Below are 15178 nucleotides of genomic sequence, written 5' to 3'. Positions count from 1 at the left end.
TTCTGTGCAAAAATAGCAATTACTATGCTATATTATGAATCGTTCAAGCCTTATAGTCTTATTTCTTCAGCTCTCCTTCCCATTTACTCACTACCGCTGTAGCCATAGCATTACCCAGCACGTTAGTAGCCGAACGGCCCATATCCAGCAATGGGTCAATGCCAATCAGCAAAGCCAAACCTGCTTCCGGGATATTAAACATAGCAATAGTACCAGCAATAACCACCAGTGAAGCCCGAGGCACACCCGCTACACCTTTACTGGTTAGCATTAAAATTAATAGCATAGATAATTGCTGGCCAAACGCTAAGTGAATACCGTATGATTGCGCCAAAAACAACGAAGCAAAGGTCATGTACATCATGGAACCATCTAGATTGAACGAATAACCCAGTGGTAGCACGAAGCTCACAATCTTGTTATTACAGCCAAAACGTTCCAGTTCCATCAACACACGTGGGTAGGCTGCCTCGCTAGTTGAGGTACTAAATGCGATTAACATGGCATCTTTAATACGATTAACCAGGTTCAGGGCACGAGATCCCAGTACCATAAAGCCGGCTAGTACAATTACACCCCATAACACAATCAGCGAAAAATAAAACTCCCCAATAAAAACTGCATAGGTAGATAAAATACCTAACCCTTGCCGTGCTACTACTGCTGTAATAGCACCAAATACTGCCAGTGGGGCCAATTGCATTACATAGCCGGTAATTTTTAAAATTACGTGTGCTATGGCATCCATCGCTTTAATTACAATTTCACCTTGCTCGCCAATAGCAGCGGTGGCTACACCAAAAAACAAGGCAAAAATTACAATCTGCAATATTTCATTATTAGCCATGGCCTCAATAAAGCTTTTCGGGAACACATGGCTAACAAAATCGCGCAGGGATAAAGCAGTTGCTTTGATATCAGTACCCAAATGACTGTCAGGTAACGGAATGTGCATCCGCTCGCCCGGCCTAAAAAAATTAACCAGCACCATGCCCAGCAGTAAAGAAATCAGCGTAGCACTAATGAACCAAGTCATAGTTTTCCCGCCAATACGCCCTACTGATTGAATGTCGCCAACCTTAGCTACTCCTACCACCAAGGTAGTAAACACCAGCGGCGCTACAATCATTTTAATCAGACGTAAAAATATGTCGCTTAAAATACTGAAGCCTTCTAGTTTACTATCGCGAGTGCTGTCATTTTCTTTACGAGCTTTAACTACCGTAGTTCTAGAAGTTTTTAAATTTTGGTATTCAATTGCAGTGGTATCTTTCAGTTGAACCAATTTGGTGTCAATGGCTTTAAGCTGACTATCTGCTACGGCTATATTATCGTTGTAAACTTTAATTACTTTAATGTTGTAAACATATCCGGCCAGAATACCGGCAATTAAGGCAATAAAAATGTACAGCGTTAGTTTATTTTGTTTCATGAAACAGCTTTGGTGGACTAAACTACAACTAATTACTATTTTGCTAAAATTTAAGTGAAGCATGGGTATTACCACCTACAGTTTACAAACTATCAGAAAAGAGTTGCAACAGCTGGATAGCAGCCAGATATCGGCTTTGTGTTTACGATTAGCCAAGTATAAAAAAGAGAATAAAGAACTACTCTCCTATTTGCTTTTTGAGGCTGATAACGAGCCTCATTATATTGAAAGCGTAAAGCAGGAAATGGAACAATTGTTCAAAGAACTACCGTCAAGAAGCTTTCAGGCTGCAAAATCTTTGCGTAAAGTTTTAAGATTGATGAATAAGCATGTAAAATTTATGGCTTCAAAAGCGGCCGAAATTGAACTGCTGGTATTTTACGGTCAGCAGTACCTGCAATACATTGATCGCCATACCAGCTACAAACCAGTTCGTCAGTTACTCATTAAGCCATTAGAAAAAGCTGGCAAACTGGTAAATAGCTTGCATGAAGATTTACAGTATGACCATCTCCCTGCCTTTGAGCAATTGGTACAGGATGCCGATACCCGGATGAGTTGGATAAATAAGCATGATTTTCTGTAACAAACTATGTGGGTTACTATCTAACTTTTAAAACACACACTCCAGTGGCTGCTAAAGATGATGCCTTCAGGCATATTTTTGAAACGAACTCGAAAAAAATTTACCGCTTATGTTACGGTTACACCGGAGACGAAGATGCGGCTAATGATTTATTGCAGGAAACCTTTGTGAAGGTTTGGCAAAATTTAGACAAATTCAGGAACAATGCCATGATCTCGACTTGGATTTACCGTATTGCCGTAAATACCTGCCTTACTTACTTGCGTTCGGAAAAACGCCAGGCTAAAGAAGAACTAACACCTCAACTGGCCGAAACCCGCATGGAAGAGTTATCAGAAAAAAACGAGCAGGTGGCCTTACTTTATAAATGCATTGCCAAGCTGGAAGAATCAGAAAGAATAATTATTACTATGGTGCTGGACGAAATGCCTTATCCTGAAATTGCCGATATATCGGGCATATCAGAAGGCAATCTGCGGGTGAAAATTTATCGTATTAAACAAAAGCTAACCGATTTATACAACCACTATGAAAGAGTTTGAACACTTGATGTCGGTTTGGCAAACCCAGCCTAAACCCGACAGGCTTTCAGTAGATGATGTACTGAAACAGGTTAAAAAAGGTATTGGCAGCATTACCCGCAAATTATATTGGAACATTATTAGTACAGCCGTCACTGCTATTATCATATTCGTTGGGATGTTATTTGCGGCGGTTTCATACTGGACTACCTACGTTGGCATATTGATTATGCTTTTAGCTATGGTCATGTCAGTTTACGTCATGATTCATGACTATCGTTTATTGAACAAAAACGATATTACTATGAGTCCGGCAGATTACCTGCAAAGCCTGAAAGAATACCAGCGAAGCAGATCAAAAATGTATGGATGGTTGTATTATTTATATATGCTTCTTTTAAGTATTGGCCTATCTATGTATTTTATTGAAATACTTAGCGCCAAAACGCTTGCTGTTCGGTTAATTGCCAGTTCATTAACTATAGCTTGGCTACTGTTTGTTACTTTCTATTTGAAAGACCGCATTTTTAAAAGTGAACAAGAAAAGCTAAACTTGATGATTGATAGGTTAAAACGCCTGCAAAATCAGTTTGAATAATTTTATAGAATAACTATTTGACACCTGTAATCTCCATAAAAAAGCTCACCGCGGCTGATGCGCCACAATTGCTTACCATAAGTAAGCAAACTTTTTTTGATGCCTTTTTTTACCTGAACCAGCCGGAAGACATGGAGCTTTATGCGGCTCAGGCTTTTACGCTTAAACAGCTTTTACAGGAAATTACTACCCCTAGTTCTGCTTTTTATTGGGCTATACTCAACAATAAGCCTGTTGGCTTTATTAAATTGAACAGTGGTATGGCGCAGAATGAATTTCAAGATTATAATAGCTTGGAAATTGAACGCTTATATGTACTAGCCTCACACCAGCGCCTGCAAATAGGAAGCTTGTTAATGGAGTTTGCTATAGCCGAAGCCCGTAAAAACCGTAACCAATTTATATGGCTGGGCGTGTGGGAACACAATCATCAGGCCATTCGCTTTTACCAGCGCTGGGGCTTTGTTACATATGGCAGTCATACCTTTATGCTCGGTAACGATCAACAAACAGACTTACTAATGCGAAGAGATTTACCTGATGATGCTGTATAACGAATAAAGCTCAATTTATTTAAAGCACATGAGGTAATTATATGATGCAAATTTTATATTAGGCTCAACATAATTTACTGCATTGAAAAGAAAAGATTTCCTTTACCTTACAGGTTTGGGGCTGGGTGCAGCTATGCTGCCCGGCTTACCAGCTTTAGGTTCTCCTGTATCTATTGAAGACGCTTTACAGCCGGTAGATACAGCTTTAAAAAAACGCATGGCCGATGTGGCGCTAAATACTGCCAAATCTAAAGGTGCTACTTACGCTGATGTACGTATAGGTCGTTACCTAAATCAATCAGTCATTACCCGTGAAGACAGGGTAGAAAATATTGCCAATACGGAATCGTATGGTATGGGCATTCGAGTACTGGCCAATGGTTGCTGGGGTTTTGCCGCTACCGACCGACTAGATAATGATAACATTATGCGAACAGCCGAGCTGGCCGTTCGTATAGCTCATGATAACTCCAAATTATTAAAGGAACCCGTTCAATTAGCTCCGCAAAAGGGATATGGTGAAGTTAGCTGGAAAACGCCCATTGAAAAGAACGCTTTTGAGGTACCTGTAAAAGACAAGGTAGATTTACTACTGGCTGCCAACAATACAGCTCTGAAAGCAGGAGCTAATTTTATTAATAACTCACTGTTCATGATTAATGAACAGAAGTATTTTGCTTCTACTGAAGGTTCGTACATTGACCAGGACATTCATCGCATTTGGCCAACATTTACTATTACCAAAACGGATGCAAAAACGGGAGCTTTCGAAACCCGCAACTCATTAGGTGCTCCAATAGGTATGGGCTATGAATACCTGATACCTGATGAAAACGAAAAAATAAAAGGGGGCTTATTCCCGCTTTACAAGAAGCGGTACGATATGCTGGAAGATATTCGTATAGGCACTGCACAGCTGGATGAAAAATTAAAAGCAAAGCCAGTTGAACCCGGTAAGTATGATTTGATATTAGATCCTACTCAATTGTTCCTGACCATACATGAATCAGTAGGCCATCCAACCGAGCTAGACCGTGTACTAGGTTACGAGGCTAACTTTGCCGGCACCAGCTTCCTGACACTGGATAAATGGGAATCCAAGAAGTTTAATTTCGGTAGTCCGCTTGTGAACATTATAGGCGATAAAACATTACCTGGAGCTTTAGGTACCGTAGGCTATGATGACGAAGGTGTAAAATGTGGCAAATGGGACATTATTAAAAGTGGGACACTGGTTAATTATCAAACCATTCGTGACCAAGCTCATATTTTAGGCCTAGATGCCTCACAAGGATGTTGCTATGCCGATAATTGGAGTAGTGTGCAATTTCAGCGTATGCCGAACGTGAGTTTACAACCTGGCAAAACACTGCTTAAAGCTACCGATATGATCAAGAACGTAGAACGCGGCTTGTATATGTTTGGCCGCAATTCCTACTCTATCGATCAGCAACGATATAATTTCCAGTTTAGCAGTCAGCTGTGTTACGAAGTACGGAACGGGCAAATTGTGGGCATGGTTAAAGGTGCCGCTTACCAAGCCAACACGCAAGAGTTTTGGAATTCTTGTGCAGCCATCTGTGATGAATCTGATTTTCGCTTAGGCGGATCTTTCTTTGATGGCAAAGGTCAGCCGCAACAAGTTAGTGCTGTCTCACATGGTTGCTCTACCACACGCTTTAATAAAGTAAACGTGATTAATACTGGGCGAAGAATTTGATTTTCTATTTAGCAATCAAGAAGTGCAAGGTTAAGAACAACTTATAAAATCATTATTAGCAAACAGCACAAACAACTCAATTAGTTAACTATCTAACTTAAACTCACAATTACATTGAAACGAAAAGACTTTCTTTACTTGACCGGGATGGGGTTTGGTGGAGCTATGCTCAGCCGAATACCAGTTATAGGTTCACCTATAGCGCCCGAAGCTGCCCTGCAGGGGGTGGATGTTGCGCTTAAAAAGCGTATGGCCGATGTCGCACTAAATCAGGCAAGATCTAAAGGAGCTAGCTATGCCGATGTGCGTATAGGGCGTTACCTTAACCAGTATGTAGTAACCCGGGAAGAAAAGGTACAAAATGTGGTTAACACCGAATCTTACGGTATGGGTATTCGGGTACTTGCTAATGGCTGTTGGGGTTTTGCTGCTACTGATAAATTAGACACCGACAGTATTGCCCAAACTGCGGCGCAAGCGGTAGCTATTGCCAAAGAAAACGCCCGGTTACAAACCGAGCCTGTACAGCTATTGCCACAAAAAGGCTATGGCGAAGTAAGCTGGAAAACACCCTTGGAAAAGAACGGATTTGAAGTACCCGTAAAAGAAAAGGTGGACCTGCTATTATCAGTAAATGATGCTGCCATGAAAGGTGGCGCTAATTACGTAAGTTCTGTAATGTTTTTGGTGAACGAGCAAAAGTATTTCGCCTCAACAGATGGCTCGTACATCGATCAGGACATACACCGGATATGGCCAACGTTTGCTGTAACTAAAATTGATGCAAAAACAGGCAAGTTCGAAACCCGCCAGGCATTGAGTTCACCACGAGGTATGGGTTATGAATATTTGATCCCTCGCGAAAGTGACAAAATACATGGTGCCCCTACTACCCTATACCGCAACCGTTATGATATGGTGGAGGATGCGCGAGCTGCAGCCGCACAAGCAGAGCAAAAGTTGAAAGCTAAATCAGTACTGGCTGGTAAATATGATTTGATACTGGACCCAACTAACCTTTGGCTTACCATTCACGAATCAGTTGGTCACCCGTCGGAGTTAGACCGTGTATTAGGCTATGAGGCGAACTTTGCCGGTACCAGCTTCCTGACACTGGATAAATGGGAATCTAAGAAGTTTAATTTCGGTAGTAAAAACGTAAATATAGTAGCCGACAAACTGCAACCTGGCTCGTTAGGCGCGGTTGGCTATGATGATGAAGGCGTAGGCACCAAACAATGGGATATTATTAAAGATGGCGTATTGGTGAACTACCAAGCCATTCGCGATCAGGGTCACATTATCGGTTTAAAAGAGTCACAAGGCTGCTGCTATGCTGACAATTGGAGCAGTGTGCAATTTCAACGTATGCCGAACATCAGCTTACAAGCTGGCAAAACCCCTTTGAAACCTACCGACATGATTAAACATGTAGAGAAAGGCATTTACATTATTGGCGATAGTTCTTTCTCTATCGACCAACAACGGTACAACTTCCAATTCAGTGGTCAGTTATATTACGAAATTAAGAACGGACAAATTGTAGGTATGCTGAATGATGTAGCCTATCAATCCAATACCCAGGAGTTCTGGAACTCATGCACCGCCGTTTGCGATCAAAGTGATTACCGCCTAGGTGGTTCCTTCTTTGATGGCAAAGGCCAGCCCGAACAAGTTAGCGCAGTATCGCACGGTTCGGCTACGGCTCGCTTTAATGGCGTTAACATAATCAACACAGCACGAAAAATCTAAACCTAATTATATGGCTCTATTAACTCAAGAAGAAGCACGCGCTTTAATGCAAAAAGCGCTTAGCTTCTCTAAAGCCGACGAATGCGAAATTAACATCAACGGAGGTGATACTTCTAATATAAGGTACGCACGTAATGCGGTATCTACCAGCGGTTCAATAAATCGTACCAGCTTGGTAGTTTCTTCTGCTTTTGGTAAAAAGCTGGGGGTAGCTACCATTAACGAGTATGATGATGCTTCTTTGCGTAAAGTAGTAGAACGCTCAGAAGAGTTGGCTAAGCTAGCACCCGAAAACCCGGAATATGTACCTTTTCTAGGCCCACAAACTTATGCGCCACAAAGTAAAACCTTTGTACCCGAAACTGCTGCGTTGAACCCAAAGCTGCGAGCTGATATGGTACAGCAAAGTTTACAAGTTGCTAAAGATGATAACTTAACTGCTGCCGGATACTTAGAAAATAGCACGGGCTTTTCAGCCATGTTAAACTCGCATGGGTTGTTTGCTTACAATACAGCTACTGATATCAGCTTCTCCGTAACTATGCGTACGGCTGATGGTAAAGGTTCAGGGTATTCCACCAAAAGCTATAATGATGTCAGTAAAATGGATACGCTGGCACTTACTAAAACTGCGGCGCAAAAGGCCAGTCGATCAGCTACAGCTAAGGCTCTTGAACCTGGTAAATACACGGTAATTCTGGAGCCTGCCGCCGGCATCGTATTGCTGGAACAACTATATGGTAATCTGGATGCTCGTAGCGCTGATGAAGGCCGTAGCTTTTTAAGCAAGCCAGGGGGTAAAACGCGCTTGGGTGAAAAGCTGGTAGACGAACGTGTAAATATCTATTCCGACCCTTCCAACCCCGATTTACCTACCAACAGCTGGAATGGCGATGGACGTCCGCAAGGCAGAGTGAACTGGATTGAAAAGGGTGTGGTAAAAAACTTTTCTTATTCTCGCTACTGGGCACAAAAGAAAGGTGTACCTGCAATACCCGGCCCTGATGGCATTATTATGGAAGGCGGTACCCAATCGTTAGAAGACCTGATTAAAGGAACCGAAAAGGGAATATTAGTTACTCGTTTGTGGTACATCCGTGAGGTTGACCCACAAACCTTACTATATACCGGACTGACCCGTGATGGTACATTTTACATTGAAAATGGACAAATCAAATTTCCGGTTAAAAACTTCCGGTTTAATGAAAGCCCGGTAATTATGCTAAACAACCTGGAAGCATTAGGTAAAACAGAGCGCACAGTAAGTGGTGAATCGTTCCAAAGTGCACTAATACCACCCATGAAGATCAGAGACTTTACATTTAGTTCTCTTTCGGATGCGGTATAAATCAAAAAGGCTCTCCAACTAATTTGGAGAGCCTTTTTGATTGAACATCTTTACAGTTGTTGGCAATTAGTACCTGTTCACTCTAAATTCAGATACACCGCCATGTAAGTTAATGTAGATGCGATTTTGATTGTTACTGAAACCTGCAGTTGCATAGTGATTGTCGCCCACCTTATTAAAACCGACAAAGTTAGTAGAAGATAAACCAGATGCGGTTACAATATCGCAAGCAGCACTTTTAGGTACATTAATTTCGATTTCTGAAACACCTGCAGATACATTTACATTGGTTACCGGTAAGTTGTTTGCCAATTTTACGGTGTATGATGCCGCACCTCCATTTAAACGTACCGTACGTATTTTAAACTTGGTTAAATCAAAATTAAGCTTAGCGGCTCCTCCCCTTACATCAATTTCCCATTCAGGTTCACTGTTTAATTTGATATTGGCAGAATTAGAGTGATTGCTGTCCCAGGTAAAACCATTATGGTGTTTATTCATGTTAAAATCCAGCACCTGCACAGAATCATCTTGATGAGCTTCCAGATTGTAAGCGTTGTTATACTCACGGGTACTAGCTTTGAATAGGTCGGCAGTAGTGTCACTCAGTGTATAACTGGTAGCCCCACCAGTAATGTTTAAGCGAGCTAACTTCACAACATTACTATATGGCTGGCGGTAGGTATTGTTAGATAAATTGGCTGATACATTTTCTCTATCGCTGTCATCATCATTATCGTCGTCATCATCAGAATGAAAATGGTAACTATATACCGGAAAGTTAAAAAAGCGATAATGAAAATTACCAAACAAAATAACGCCCAAACCACATACTAATACCAGTACCCTAATTACTGAGGCCCATACGGTATGATAATTAGCTAACAACAAGTTAACACCGCCAATAATTAAAAACACAGGCCATAAATGAATCAGGTTACTCCAATGAAAATTAATATAACCAAAGTTGTTCAGTAAAAATGCGGCACCTATAGCTACCAGTATGATGCCGGAATAAATTCTATCGTTTTTCATGATTATACAATTGGAGGATTAGGATTAGAAGTATGATCAACAGGTTTATTTTTGCGGGAGGTAAAAATAAATACCAAACCCACCACAATCGGAATTATAGGCCACAAATGTTCAAAGTCTAGATCAGGAATAAAATCAAACTGATCTAACAGCAGGAACAAGCCCAACATAATCAGCACCATTCCACCAATCAGGCCTGCGTTTGATTTGTTCCGAACCGGCTTTACTTTGGTAAAAGGCTCAAATGATGCATCAGGTTGTGGAGGTACTGCATAATCAACGCCTGGGTTTATAAAACTGTAAGGCTTTTTAGGTAACACTATCAATAAAACAATGTAGAACAGTACACCTGTACCTTTCAGAATCAGTGCTAATAAAAATATAGCACGTACTATGGCTATATCTACGTCAAAATATTCGGCTAATCCGGCGCATACACCACCTATTACTTTGTGCTGCTCGTCCCGGTAAAGTTTTCTGTTCATGTTTTCTGGGTTTTAAAATGGTTAGTTTACAACTGGCCCAAAACAGGTTTAATCACGACCTCATCTACATTAGCGCCGCTGCTCATTTTGTAGCTACTTAAAACGGCCAGCGCCACATCGTCTGGAGATACAAATCTTTCAGGTGGTAAATCCGTTCCAGCCCATGACTCGGTTAATGTTGAACCGGGTAGTACGGCAGTTACTTTCACCTTATGTTCCTGCATTTCAAGCCTCATTACAGTGTTAAGACTATACAATGCTGCTTTTGTTACACCATAAGTTCCAGCTTTTGCAATGGGTTCAACAGAAGCTACAGAACAGATATTAAAAATATGCCCGCTTCGTTGATTCATCATAGCCTTACCAAAAAAACGATACAATTCGTAAGCCGGCATTACATTGGTATTTACCTGGTTTATAAAAGTATCTTCAGCATCATCCAATATATTAGAGGGTATAAATACACCTACATTATTGATTAATATCTTAATAAAACCTAGCTCCTGCTGTGCCAAAGCAGCAAATTTGCGTAGTTCCTGCTTTATGCTGCAGTCGATTACATGAGTTACTATTTGTATATCGGGGTTCAATGCCAACAGCTCTGCTTTAAATTCCTGTAAATCTTTTTTATTTCGTGAACAAATTGCCAGGTTTATTCCTTCTTTAGCAAATGCAAGCGCAATTGAGCGACCAATACCCTTGGTGGCTCCGGTTATCAGGGCGTTTTCCATATTCAAAGTAACGCTATAAGTATAAACCGCATGCATTATAATTAAAATGTATTTTTAACAAATTTTTACATTATACATGTTCTATCATTTAGGCCGATACATACTCTTGCTGCGTTTAGCATTCAGACGCCCCGAAAAATTTTCAGTTTACTGGGGCGAAGTGATGCACGAAATGGTTTCTGTGGGCATTGGTTCATTAGGCATCATCAGCATCATTTCTGTTTTTATTGGTGCTGCCACTACTATTCAAGTAGCATTCCAGCTGTCCAGTCCGTTGGTGCCCCGCAGTATAGCAGGTAGCATCGCGCGTGACTCAAACATTCTGGAGTTCAGCCCTACTATATCCTCATTGGTGTTAGCCGGACGGGTAGGTTCTAGTATTGCTTCACAAATAGGTACTATGCGGGTTACTGAGCAAATTGATGCATTGGAAATTATGGGTGTAAATGCACCAGGCTACTTAATTGCTCCTAAAATTATTGCCAATGTACTAATGGTACCCGTTTTGGTAATTTTAGCCATTGGCTTAGCTTTACTGGGTGGTTATATAGCATGTTTGTCTTCTGGTGATGTAAGCCCTGCCGATTACCTTTCAGGTGTACATGATGGCTTTATGCCAATTACTGTACAAGTAGCCTTAGTTAAAGCTACTGTGTTTGGCTTTTTAATTGCCTCTATTTGTGCTTACCAAGGCTTCTATACTTCTGGCGGTGCGTTGGAAGTTGGTCAATCAGCTACCAGCGGTGTAGTATACAGCTGCGTAATGATTTTATTTGCCGATTTAATGATTACCCGTATAATGCTATGATCGAGATTAAAAACATTCATAAAACCTTTGGCGAAAATAAAGTACTTCGCGGTATAAGCGCTAATTTTGAAGAAGGTAAAAATAACTTGATTATTGGAGGCTCCGGTTCGGGTAAAACTACTTTGCTAAAATGTATTGTAGGCTTACATGATGTTACCGAAGGTGAAGTATTGTTTGATGGTGAAAATTTCACCCATATGAATTTTGAAGAACGGGTACCAATCCGTAAAAAAATTGGTATGCTGTTCCAGAACTCCGCCCTGTTCGATTCCATGACAGTTGAGCAAAATATTATGTTTCCGCTCAACTTGTTTACCGATATGAGCCAGTCAGAAAAGCAGGACCGGGCTAACTTTTGCTTGGAGCGTGTAGCGTTGAAAGACAAAAACAAGCTTTTTCCGGCCGAGCTTTCCGGTGGTATGAAGAAACGGGTGGGTATTGCCCGCGCCATTGCCATGGAACCCAAGTATTTGTTCGTGGATGAACCTAACTCTGGTCTCGATCCTAAAACTTCTATCTTGATTGACGAGCTGATTAATGAGCTTACGCAAGAATATAAAATTACCACAGTTATTGTTACTCACGATATGAACTCGGTAATGGGCATTGGCGATCATATTTTATTTTTACACCAAGGCGAGAAATGGTGGGAAGGTTCTAACAAAGAAATTGCACATACCGACAACAAAGAACTGAACGATTTCGTGTTTGCCAGCAAGTTTACGCAAGCTGCGAAAGAGAAGCTTTAGTGTGTTGCGTGTTAAAGATTTCTGTACTGTTACAAGGGTTTTTATTTATTATTAACTTTGGCACAAAATCACTTTTAACACGTAACTCACTAATCAAAAATGATCCAGCTGCTTACCCCTTCACATTGGAAAGATTATGAACTAATTGATTGTGGTAACTTCGAAAAGCTGGAACGCTTTGGCCAAGTTATCCTCATCAGGCCCGAACCACAAGCAGTTTGGAGTAAGCAACTACCCGAATCGGAGTGGCAAAAGCTACATCATATCCGCTTTAAAGGCCGTTCGGCTACAGCGGGTGATTGGGTGAAGAAGAATCTTAAAACGCCCGATCGCTGGCATATCGAATATAAAAACAATGATGTAGCTATCAAGTTCAGGCTAGCACTTACCTCGTTTAAGCATTTGGGTATTTTTCCTGAGCAAGCGGTAAATTGGGATTACATATCAGAAAATGTAAAACGTTTTAAAACGCCTAAGCCGAAAGTACTTAACCTGTTTGCTTATACCGGCGGAGCTTCCTTAATAGCACAAGCAGCAGGTGCAGATACTACGCACGTGGATTCTATTAAACAAGTAGTAAGCTGGGCTAACGAAAACCAGGAGCTATCAGGTTTAAAAGATATTAGGTGGGTGGTTGAAGATGCGCTAAAATTTGTAAAACGTGAAATTAAGCGCGGCAAAAAATATAATGGTATTATTTTAGATCCACCTGCTTACGGCCATGGTCCTAACGGTGAAAAGTGGAAGTTGGAAGATCACATTAATGAGATGATTAATGATGTGGTACAATTACTTGACCCTACCGAGCATTTTCTGATTCTTAATACCTATTCATTAGGATTTTCATCCGTAATTGTTGAAAACCTGATACGCGGCGCTTACCCACTAGTGCAAAATCTGGAAATTGGCGAATTGTATTTACAGGCTACTGCTGGTTCTAAATTACCTTTAGGCGTGTTTGGAAAGTTTTATAAAATTTAATATCAAGTATTTAAAGCAATAGTTATATTTACAACGCTTTAACAAGCAAAATATTTCATTACTAGCATAATACTTTATTTACAATACCACGTTTTCGATGCCACAGCATCAAAACGTAAATCACTAACATGAAAATCAAACAGTTACTGTTTTCTTCTTCCATCCTATTATCATCTGTAGCTTTACTTTCTAATTGTACTGAAAACAGTAAGTCATCAGCCAAAACTACAACAACGACAACTAGTACCGTAACCACTGATACTGTAGTTACTACTAAAGCCGTGTACCCTGAACTGGATAAAGCCAAATACGATAGCTTGATGAAGCGTTTGGCACATGGGGATACAACAGGTCGATGGCCTGTAAAAAATGCACCTTATCCGGTAAACGGTGCTATACTACCCTTTAAGCGTGTAGTAGCTTTTTACGGTAACTTATTTTCGAAAAAAATGGGCATTTTAGGTGAACTCCCTCCTAACGAAATGCTGGCTAAGCTAAAAGGCGAAGCAAAAAACTGGGAGAAAGCGGATCCTCAAACACCTGTACAACCTGCTTTACATTACATTGCAGTAGTAGCCCAAGGAGCTCCAGGTAAAGATGGCAAATACCGTTATCGCATGCCATTCAAGCAAATTGATACCATTTTGGTAATGGCTAAAAAAGCGAACGCTATCGTGTTCTTAGATGTGCAAGTAGCATCAAGTACCATACAGGCTGAACTACCATTACTGGAAAAATATTTAGCTATGCCACAGGTACACTTTGGTATGGATCCAGAGTTTTCGATGAAAGATGGCCATAAACCAGGAACCAAAATTGGCACTTATGATGCGGCAGATGTGAACTATGTTTCTAACTATTTAGCTAACTTAGTAGATAAATATCACTTGCCGCCTAAAATTTTAATTGTACATCGTTTTACCCGAAAAATGGTGACTAACTACCAGAATATCAAGCTGCATAAACAAGTACAGCTGGTAATGAACATGGATGGCTGGGGAGAACCTGATTTAAAACTAGGCACTTACCGTAACTTTATTTTCCCTGAGCCCGTACAATTCACCGGTTTTAAGTTATTCTATAAAAACGATTTGAAAAAGGCACCGCATCACATGCTTACGCCTGAAGAAGTATTGAAATACAAACCGCAACCTATTTATATACAATACCAGTAATTCTAAACCAACAACATTGCTGGATGTTAAAACAAAGCCCAACTGTAAAGTCGGGCTTTTGTATTTTAGAGCTGTATCCTGCTGCTAATATGGCTTTGGTACAGCATTTGCAACATACAGGCATGAACATACAAAAAGCTACATTTGGCGGCGGCTGTTTTTGGTGCACTGAGGCCATTTTTCAAACTATACATGGGGTACAATCAGTAGTTTCGGGATATACCGGAGGCCAAACTGAAAACCCGACTTACATGGAAGTATGCAACGGTGATACCGGCCATGCTGAGGTAATTGAAATTGAGTACGATGCCGATCAGGTAAGCTTTGATGACTTGTTACTGGTATTCTTTAAAACACACAACCCTACTACCCTGAACCAGCAAGGTAATGATGTAGGCACCCAATACCGATCGGCTGTTTTTTACCACAATGAAGAGCAAAAGCAACAAGCTGAAGCTATGATTAAGCGTTTAACAGACGAACAGGTATTTGACAAACCCATTGTTACTCAAATTGTACCGGCCGAAGAGTTTTACAAGGCTGAGGATTATCATCAAAATTACTTTGTAGATAACCCTATGAAGCCCTACTGCGCTTTTGTTATACAACCCAAAATGAACAAATTTGCTAAGGAGTTCACCGAAAAAATTAAGACCGAGCTACTGTAAAAGATTTGAACATAACAAGGCTGCCATTATAATGG

General features: G+C 40.7%; 16 protein-coding genes. 12 read left to right on the top strand and 4 right to left on the bottom strand.

Annotation, left to right across the window (positions count from 1 at the left end):
• Positions 1 to 58: 58 nt before the first annotated feature.
• Positions 59 to 1432, bottom strand: a complete 1374-nt coding sequence (locus HH214_RS17180) for a dicarboxylate/amino acid:cation symporter (RefSeq protein WP_169609691.1) — start codon at positions 1430 to 1432, stop codon at positions 59 to 61.
• A gap of 61 nt (positions 1433 to 1493) precedes the next feature.
• Here HH214_RS17180 and HH214_RS17175 point away from each other — a divergent pair, with 61 nt between their 5' ends.
• The 7 genes from HH214_RS17175 (at position 1494) to HH214_RS17145 (ending at position 8511) form a co-directional block, all read left to right on the top strand.
• Positions 1494 to 2018: a hypothetical protein gene (locus tag HH214_RS17175; protein ID WP_211166241.1), complete on the top strand. Its 525-nt coding sequence runs from the start codon at positions 1494 to 1496 to the stop codon at positions 2016 to 2018.
• Positions 2019 to 2062: 44 nt separating this feature from the next.
• Positions 2063 to 2560 (top strand): RNA polymerase sigma factor, encoded by a 498-nt coding sequence (locus HH214_RS17170; protein WP_169609690.1) that lies wholly within the window; start codon positions 2063 to 2065, stop codon positions 2558 to 2560.
• Positions 2547 to 3137, top strand: coding sequence for a hypothetical protein (locus HH214_RS17165; protein ID WP_169609688.1), 591 nt, complete (start codon positions 2547 to 2549; stop codon positions 3135 to 3137). The genes HH214_RS17170 and HH214_RS17165 overlap by 14 nt, the downstream gene beginning before the upstream one ends.
• Positions 3138 to 3154: 17 nt before the next feature.
• A complete protein-coding gene (locus HH214_RS17160; RefSeq protein ID WP_169609686.1) occupies positions 3155 to 3691 on the top strand; it encodes a GNAT family N-acetyltransferase in 537 nt (178 codons plus the stop codon).
• Between the two features lie 82 nt (positions 3692 to 3773).
• Positions 3774 to 5411 (top strand): TldD/PmbA family protein, encoded by a 1638-nt coding sequence (locus HH214_RS17155; protein ID WP_169609684.1) that lies wholly within the window; start codon positions 3774 to 3776, stop codon positions 5409 to 5411.
• A 114-nt stretch (positions 5412 to 5525) separates the two neighbouring features.
• A complete protein-coding gene (locus HH214_RS17150; RefSeq protein WP_169609682.1) occupies positions 5526 to 7163 on the top strand; it encodes a TldD/PmbA family protein in 1638 nt (545 codons plus the stop codon).
• 10 nt (positions 7164 to 7173) lie between these two features.
• Entirely contained in the window at positions 7174 to 8511 is a 1338-nt protein-coding gene (locus HH214_RS17145) for a TldD/PmbA family protein (RefSeq protein WP_169609681.1), read from the top strand.
• A 66-nt stretch (positions 8512 to 8577) separates the two neighbouring features.
• Here the strand turns inward: HH214_RS17145 and HH214_RS17140 are convergent, their stop codons facing one another.
• From HH214_RS17140 to HH214_RS17130, 3 genes are read right to left on the bottom strand one after another with little or no spacing between them, the layout of a single operon-like run.
• Positions 8578 to 9546 (bottom strand): LiaI-LiaF-like domain-containing protein, encoded by a 969-nt coding sequence (locus HH214_RS17140; protein ID WP_169609679.1) that lies wholly within the window; start codon positions 9544 to 9546, stop codon positions 8578 to 8580.
• A gap of 2 nt (positions 9547 to 9548) precedes the next feature.
• Complete coding sequence (locus HH214_RS17135; protein WP_169609677.1) at positions 9549 to 10031, bottom strand: PspC domain-containing protein; 483 nt, start codon at positions 10029 to 10031, stop codon at positions 9549 to 9551.
• A gap of 26 nt (positions 10032 to 10057) precedes the next feature.
• Positions 10058 to 10762 (bottom strand): SDR family oxidoreductase, encoded by a 705-nt coding sequence (locus HH214_RS17130; protein ID WP_169609675.1) that lies wholly within the window; start codon positions 10760 to 10762, stop codon positions 10058 to 10060.
• Between the two features lie 76 nt (positions 10763 to 10838).
• On the opposite strand from HH214_RS17130, the gene HH214_RS17125 reads away from it, so the two are divergent.
• From HH214_RS17125 to msrA, 5 genes are all read left to right on the top strand, one after another.
• Positions 10839 to 11570: an MlaE family ABC transporter permease gene (locus tag HH214_RS17125; protein WP_169609673.1), complete on the top strand. Its 732-nt coding sequence runs from the start codon at positions 10839 to 10841 to the stop codon at positions 11568 to 11570.
• Positions 11567 to 12319, top strand: coding sequence for an ABC transporter ATP-binding protein (locus HH214_RS17120; RefSeq protein ID WP_169609671.1), 753 nt, complete (start codon positions 11567 to 11569; stop codon positions 12317 to 12319). The genes HH214_RS17125 and HH214_RS17120 overlap by 4 nt, the downstream gene beginning before the upstream one ends.
• 99 nt (positions 12320 to 12418) lie before the next feature.
• Positions 12419 to 13300: a class I SAM-dependent methyltransferase gene (locus HH214_RS17115; protein WP_169609669.1), complete on the top strand. Its 882-nt coding sequence runs from the start codon at positions 12419 to 12421 to the stop codon at positions 13298 to 13300.
• Positions 13301 to 13428: 128 nt separating this feature from the next.
• Entirely contained in the window at positions 13429 to 14475 is a 1047-nt protein-coding gene (locus HH214_RS17110; protein ID WP_169609667.1) for a hypothetical protein, read from the top strand.
• A gap of 23 nt (positions 14476 to 14498) precedes the next feature.
• Complete coding sequence (gene msrA / locus HH214_RS17105) at positions 14499 to 15143, top strand: peptide-methionine (S)-S-oxide reductase MsrA (RefSeq protein WP_315853173.1); 645 nt, start codon at positions 14499 to 14501, stop codon at positions 15141 to 15143.
• The last annotated feature ends 35 nt before the right edge of the window (positions 15144 to 15178 follow it).

The organism is Mucilaginibacter robiniae, assembly GCF_012849215.1.
Taxonomy (GTDB): domain Bacteria; phylum Bacteroidota; class Bacteroidia; order Sphingobacteriales; family Sphingobacteriaceae; genus Mucilaginibacter; species Mucilaginibacter robiniae.
The sequence above is the reverse complement of the archived record's forward strand: the minus strand, read 5'-3'. Positions and strand labels throughout refer to the sequence as shown.

What these genes read in the sequence shown, in the direction of transcription:
- HH214_RS17135 (WP_169609677.1), bottom strand. Translation starts at nt 10,031, where the DNA reads ATGAACAGAAAACTTTACCGGGACGAGCAGCACAAAGTAATAGGTGGT.
- HH214_RS17145 (WP_169609681.1), top strand. Translation starts at nt 7,174, where the DNA reads ATGGCTCTATTAACTCAAGAAGAAGCACGCGCTTTAATGCAAAAAGCG.
- HH214_RS17175 (WP_211166241.1), top strand. Translation starts at nt 1,494, where the DNA reads ATGGGTATTACCACCTACAGTTTACAAACTATCAGAAAAGAGTTGCAA.
- HH214_RS17180 (WP_169609691.1), bottom strand. Translation starts at nt 1,432, where the DNA reads ATGAAACAAAATAAACTAACGCTGTACATTTTTATTGCCTTAATTGCC.
- HH214_RS17130 (WP_169609675.1), bottom strand. Translation starts at nt 10,762, where the DNA reads ATGGAAAACGCCCTGATAACCGGAGCCACCAAGGGTATTGGTCGCTCA.
- HH214_RS17140 (WP_169609679.1), bottom strand. Translation starts at nt 9,546, where the DNA reads ATGAAAAACGATAGAATTTATTCCGGCATCATACTGGTAGCTATAGGT.
- HH214_RS17120 (WP_169609671.1), top strand. Translation starts at nt 11,567, where the DNA reads ATGATCGAGATTAAAAACATTCATAAAACCTTTGGCGAAAATAAAGTA.
- HH214_RS17110 (WP_169609667.1), top strand. Translation starts at nt 13,429, where the DNA reads ATGAAAATCAAACAGTTACTGTTTTCTTCTTCCATCCTATTATCATCT.
- msrA (WP_315853173.1), top strand. Translation starts at nt 14,499, where the DNA reads ATGTTAAAACAAAGCCCAACTGTAAAGTCGGGCTTTTGTATTTTAGAG.
- HH214_RS17115 (WP_169609669.1), top strand. Translation starts at nt 12,419, where the DNA reads ATGATCCAGCTGCTTACCCCTTCACATTGGAAAGATTATGAACTAATT.
- HH214_RS17165 (WP_169609688.1), top strand. Translation starts at nt 2,547, where the DNA reads ATGAAAGAGTTTGAACACTTGATGTCGGTTTGGCAAACCCAGCCTAAA.
- HH214_RS17125 (WP_169609673.1), top strand. Translation starts at nt 10,839, where the DNA reads ATGTTCTATCATTTAGGCCGATACATACTCTTGCTGCGTTTAGCATTC.